This is a genomic window from Rhizobium sp. P2_G2 (assembly GCF_056403555.1).
Genome location: NZ_JBFUFF010000198.1, coordinates 1 through 5,629, shown reverse-complemented (window position 1 = coordinate 5,629; position 5,629 = coordinate 1). Strand labels below are relative to the sequence as shown.

The window sequence follows — 5,629 nt, the reverse complement described above, 5'->3', positions numbered from 1 at the left end:
TATGTGTTGAACAGCGTTTCAATGTGCCACATTTTGCTTGGCGATACCGCGGACGGCTTGCGGTATTCTGACATGGCCTACATGCTCAGCCCCCGTGACTCCGAGACATTGTACGTCAGAGGGTCTGCCTTCACCTATGCGGGTCGGCACTCGGAAGGTCTTGCCTTCATCGAACGCGCAGTCATGTTCGAACCGCATCTTCCCCCAGCCTATTATTTCTGCCTGTCGGATGCCTACTTTGTCATGGGGCAATTTGAAGCGTCGTACAACGCCTGCACAACGCCACTCGATCCACCGATCTACTTCAACATGAACCAGGCAGCTGCCCTTGCCCAACTTGGCCGGATTGAGGAGGCGAAGCGCAAACTCGCAGACCTTCCGGCGGACTTCGACACCACGGTTTTTGCACAAAACACCCTTCGCGTGTTCGCGGCCGACGCGGACAAGAACTTGTGGGCTGACGGTTGGCGGAAAGCTGGCGTTGCCATTTGATGAAAGGCTCATTCCGATGGCTGCTTTGGGCCGATTTCGTTGAAAAACTTGCCGTGTTTTTGCCAGGAGTCTTGAGGCGACGGCGATCGCGGCATTTTTTCCTATTGGCCAGTCCGTTTCATGCCGGTTTGGGGATCGTTGTGGGGATCAGTTTGGCAAGCTTCCTGAGGTTTTGCGCGGTGGCTGCGAGATGGAATTCATCCTTTGCGCCATTTGGGCCCCTCAACCGCAAGCGATCCAGCTTGAGAATGCGTTTGAGGTGAGCAAACAACATCTCGATCTTTTTTGCTCTGCCGCCTGGATGTGGCGTAGGCTTCGGTCTTGGCAATGTCGCGAGCCATGTCTCTCGCTCCTTCGTGGATAGATCGCGGAACCTTGCGTGCGAGGGCTCTTTTGGGCAGCATTTCGCTTTCAGTTCGCAGGCCCCGCGGTTACGTTTGCTTGCGCGATACAGAAGTTGGTTGTCGTTGACGATGGTGCCGCTGGTCTTCAGCATCTTACCTGCCGGACAGTGATATGCGTCGCCTTGTTGATCCCAGGTGAAGTCCTTGCGGGAGAATGTGCCGTCGGTTCTGCCTGACTTATCAAAGACCGGTATGTGCGGCTCGATGCCGTGGTCGTGCACCAACCAACCAAGCACCTCTGCTGAGCCATACCCGGTGTCTGCTGCCAGTAGTGCCGGATAAAGGTCGAACACCTCTCCGGACCGTTCAATCATACGCTTGGCGGCCGTCACTTCTCCCTGGCTGTTGGTTTCCACGCAGAACTGAGCCGGTTGGGCGCATAATTTCCATCGAGAATTGAGCCATGTGAACAGCGGATCATTGCTTTTTGATTGACCCGCATCTAGCGGCCCCTGTAATGTTGAGGGTATTCACAGCGCGAGGCCGCTGAAATGCGCGCAGTCGAGGAATGGCTTGAAAGTCTTGGTCTCGGCAAATACATCCAAGTCTTTGCCGATAACGATATAGATTGGCGCGCACTCCCACATATAGAGGCGGCGGATCTTCAGGAGATCGGCGTTTCGCTTGGTCACCGCAAGATAATTCTTGCAGCGATTTCCCAATTGAGAACAGAAGAGCTGGCTGCTGGCGGGATAGCGGGCCCGATCGAGGCTGGGTCGCCAGCGGTTGAAAGGCATGAGGCCGGTCCGGATATCCGACTGCTGAGCGTGCTGTTCTGCGATATGGTCGGCTCTACCGCACTTTCCGGCAGGTTCACGCCGGAGGACATGCACGAGCTGATCTCCGTCTATCAAGAGACGGTAGCGCAAGCGATCAAGGCCTACGGCGGCTACGTGGCGAAATTTCTGGGCGACGGCGTGCTTGCCTATTTCGGCTGGCCGGTTGCGCAGGAGGATCATGCGGAGCGTGCGGTTCACGCTGGCCTGGCGGCGGTCACCGCCGTCGAGCAGCTAACGGATCCCGGTGGTGCCGCGCTCAGGTCGCGCGTCGGCATCTGCACCGGCCGTGTCGTGGTCGGCGATCTCGCCAATGGCGGCGTGCTGGACAAGGGGCAGATCGCCGGCGAAACGCCCAATCTGGCCGCACGATTGCAGGCGGCGGCGGAACCGGGGCAGGTGCTTGTGGCCGAGAGCACTTATCGTTTGGCGCATAACGCTTTCGATTTCCGGACGCTCGGTCTGCAATCGCTCAAGGGTTTCGCGGATGGCGTGCCAGCCTTCGCTGCGACGAAGACCAGGGAGGTCGAAAGCCGCTTCGGCGCGGCCCATGGCAAGCGTCTTTCCCAATTCGTCGGGCGGAAAAGCGAGTTGGGCATCCTGGTCGATCGCTGGGATTTCGCCAAGGGCGGGCAGGGGCAGGTGGTGATGCTGGTCGGCGAGGCCGGCATCGGCAAATCGCGATTGCTGGAAGCTTTGGTCCAACGCGTTGGCGCAGAGGAGAGCGAGCTTATCCGGCTACAATGTTCTCCCTATCACTCCACCTCGGCGCTCTATCCGGTGATCCAGCGTCTTGGCCGGATTGCGGGCTTTGCTACAGAGGACGACGCTGACATGCGGCTCGAAAAACTCGATCGAATGATCGCGCTTTACGGCGAGGACGCCGCGCGCGTCAGACCGATCTATGCGGAACTACTGTCGCTCGAATTGTCGGAAGTCTCGCAAGCGATGGAGGTATCGGCGCAACAGCGCAAGGAGGCGACCACCAATACGCTGGTCAACCGTCCGCTGCTGGCGGCGCGCCGGGCGCCCGTGCTGATGATCGTCGAGGATGCCCATTGGATCGATCCGTCGACCAATGAACTGTTGAAGGAGGTCGTGTCCCGCATCCATTCCGCTCGCATCTGCGTGGTGGTCAGCCACCGCCCAGATTGGACGACCGACTGGGCTGCCAATCAATCACATGTCACGACAGTGACTATCGGGCGGATGGCTCGTCCGCAAATGCGCGAACTGGTCGAGTCGATCGCCGGACCTGTTTCCGAGCGGCTGCTCGACAGGATTGCCGAGCGCACCGATGGCATCCCGTTATTTGTCGAGGAACTGACCCGCTCGATCCTGGATGCCGGCAAGGCTGCGACGGAGATCGTCGATATCCCCGACAGCCTGCAGGGGTTACTGATGGCAAGACTTGACCGCTTGCCCGTCGCCAGCAAAGAGGTGACGCAGTGCGCCGCAGTGATCGGCCGTGAATTCGATCGCAGCCTGTTGTCGGAAATCAGTTCGCAGCGCGGGCCGCCGCTCGATGAAGCTCTGAGACATCTGCTGGCGGCGCAAATCATCGTGATAGGCGGCACGTCCAATCAGTCCTTCGTCTTCCGGCATGCGTTGGTCCAGGACACCGCCTATCAGTCGCTGCTCAGCCGTACCCGCCGACAGTATCACGAGGCAACGGCCGATGCTATCGCCCGACTGCGGCCCGATCTGGTGCGCACGCAGCCGGAACTCCTCGCCCGCCATTATTCCGAGGCCAAGCGTGACGACCTCGCTCTGCCCTATTGGCGCAAGGCTGGCGAACGCGCACTCGAGCGCTCGGCCAATTTCGAGGCTGTCGATCATTTCGCTAACGCGCTGTCGATCGTCGAAAAATCAGTGATGACCGGCGATGATCATCGGCAATCTCTGGAGGTCAAGCTCTATTTCGCCGAGGCCTTGCAGCGCGCCGGTCGGCAGGCTGCCGCGATCGCCAATTTCACCCAGGTCGTGGATGCGGCGAGACGAAACAGCGATCCGGACTTGTTCGTCAGGGCAGCATTGGGCCTGGCCCGGGCACATTGGATGGCGAGCGTGTCGCCCGAGCGTTCAGTGCTGTTGCTTGGGGAGGCCCTGTCCATGCTGAAATCGGGAGAGGATGTGCGACGGTGCCTGATCTTGACGCAACTGGCACGCATCCAGATGTTGCTCGGTGACCATGACGCGGCGGAGCGCTGTCACGTCGGCGCAATTGCACTCGCCAGAAAACTGAACGATCGCAACTCCCTGTTCGAGTTGCTGATCAATCGTTTCCTGATCCCACGGCAGATCGCTTCGGCAGCCGATGCAATCGGTTGGCTGGAGGAGCTCGACGATCTGATCACGCTCGCCGAGACACAGAGTGATGATGCCAAGATGCGGGCCCATACGATGAATGTCTATATCGGCGCGGAGTTTGGTCGGCGCGAACGGATGGATCGGTCGGTCGAGGCGCTCAGCGGCTACGGTGAGGAACGCCAGCGCATCCAGGATCAGTGGGTCGCGCGTCACGGCGCGGCGATGCTCGCCATTCTCGATGGCGATCTCGCAAAGGCCGAGGCACTTGCAGGCGAAGGCCTAGCGATCGGCCGGCAGGCTCATGGCGATCAGCTGGAAGGCGTCTATGGCATTCAGATGTTCACTATCCGCCGCGAGCAGGATCGGTTGAAGGAGGTGGCGCCGGTGATGCGCCGTTTTCTCGATGAACATCCCGACGAGACCGTATGGCTTCCGGGATTTGCGCTGGTGGCCGCGGATCTGGGCTTCATCGATGTGGCGCGGCGGCGCTTGCGGCAACTTGCCGATACCGGCTTCGACATGCCCGTCGATGCCAAGCACAGCACGTCGCTCTGCTTTGTCGCCGAAACCGCATCCATCCTCAACGAAGCCGATATCGCCCAAGACATCTATCAACGTATGTCTGTCTACCGGCATATGACAGTTACGATCGGCAGCGTTACGGTCTGCTATGGTGCAGCGAGCAGGTTTCTCGGCATGCTGGCATCGGCCATGGGCGATATCGCCTCAGCCGACGCCCATTTCGAGCATGCGCTGGCAATGAACGCCACCATGGGGAGCCGGCTATGGTTGGCGCATACCCAGGCAGACTATGCTCTTTCCTTGCGCCAGAGGGGTATGCCGGCTGCGGCCGAACGTGCCGAGCGGCTATGGGAAATGGCCTGGACGACCGCCGATGTCCTCCGTCTCGATCGCTTGAAGCGTCGGCTGAGACCGAGCCTGCAATGAAGCATGCCTGAAAATGTTATCCGCATCCGTCGAGAGAAAGGAAATTGTCATGCCGCGATACATCATCGAACGGAATTTTGCCAACCAGCTGGATTTCACGAAGGAGGACATCGAGGGCCTCAAGCGCGTGGACGGTGAAGAAGGCGTCGCCTGGATATTTTCATTCCTGAGCGCCGACAAAAAGAAAACCTATTGCCTCTACGAAGCGCCCAATCCCGACGCCATCCGAGCCGCAGCCCGCCGCAACGGCCTTCCTGCTGATGCTATCATCGAGGTGGGCGGTGAATTAAGCCCGACGATGTTCGATTGAATTGCACGCTCGGGGCTTTTCGCGAACTGTTCGATTTCGAACCCTCGACTGTAAATCCCGGCGAACGGTTTCGTGGCAGCACCCGTGCGAGTGCTGCTACTTCTGTTCCAGTTCCCGTTCCGCCAGCCGTCGAGACAGGGACAGTCATCCACTGCAGGCCGCACTTCTTCATGCAATGGCGGCGCAGAAACTAGTTCTACTGAGTCAGAAAATATTAGGCCGTAGACTCATAACGCGTTGATCCAGATGCGGGTAGCAATGATTTTGGCGGCGGCAAGGAAATTGGCTGGGTTCTTGTCGTAACGTGTTGCCATAGCTCGATATTGTTTGAGCTTATTGAAGAAGCGTTCGACGAGATTTCTTTGCCGATAGACCCATCGGCTGAAGGA

5 protein-coding genes are annotated in these 5,629 nt (G+C 59.0%); 3 read left to right on the top strand and 2 right to left on the bottom strand.

Annotated features, from left to right (window positions below; all coding sequences use genetic code 11):
• On the top strand, positions 1–492 hold a 492-nt coding region (locus tag AC1D06_RS41565; protein ID WP_477991308.1), incomplete at its 5' end, for a tetratricopeptide repeat protein.
• A 118-nt stretch (positions 493–610) separates the two neighbouring features.
• Here AC1D06_RS41565 and AC1D06_RS41560 read toward each other — a convergent pair.
• Positions 611–1,309, bottom strand: a complete 699-nt coding sequence (locus AC1D06_RS41560) for a transposase (protein WP_477991311.1) — start codon at positions 1,307–1,309, stop codon at positions 611–613.
• Between the two features lie 78 nt (positions 1,310–1,387).
• Between AC1D06_RS41560 and AC1D06_RS41555 the strand changes: the two genes are divergently transcribed.
• Both AC1D06_RS41555 and AC1D06_RS41550 read left to right on the top strand, forming a co-directional pair.
• A complete protein-coding gene (locus tag AC1D06_RS41555; protein WP_477991306.1) occupies positions 1,388–4,930 on the top strand; it encodes an adenylate/guanylate cyclase domain-containing protein in 3,543 nt (1,180 codons plus the stop codon).
• A gap of 13 nt (positions 4,931–4,943) precedes the next feature.
• Positions 4,944–5,240, top strand: a complete 297-nt coding sequence (locus AC1D06_RS41550) for a DUF4242 domain-containing protein (RefSeq protein WP_477991305.1) — start codon at positions 4,944–4,946, stop codon at positions 5,238–5,240.
• Positions 5,241–5,467: 227 nt separating this feature from the next.
• On the opposite strand, the gene AC1D06_RS41545 is transcribed toward AC1D06_RS41550, so the two are convergent.
• Positions 5,468–5,629, bottom strand: a 162-nt coding sequence (locus AC1D06_RS41545; protein ID WP_477991309.1) for a transposase, incomplete at its 5' end; no start/stop codon positions are given.

Bases quoted from the DNA above. Each gene is read 5' to 3' on its own strand.
- AC1D06_RS41555 (WP_477991306.1), top strand. From the start codon at position 1,388: ATGCGCGCAGTCGAGGAATGGCTTGAAAGTCTTGGTCTCGGCAAATAC.
- AC1D06_RS41550 (WP_477991305.1), top strand. From the start codon at position 4,944: ATGTTATCCGCATCCGTCGAGAGAAAGGAAATTGTCATGCCGCGATAC.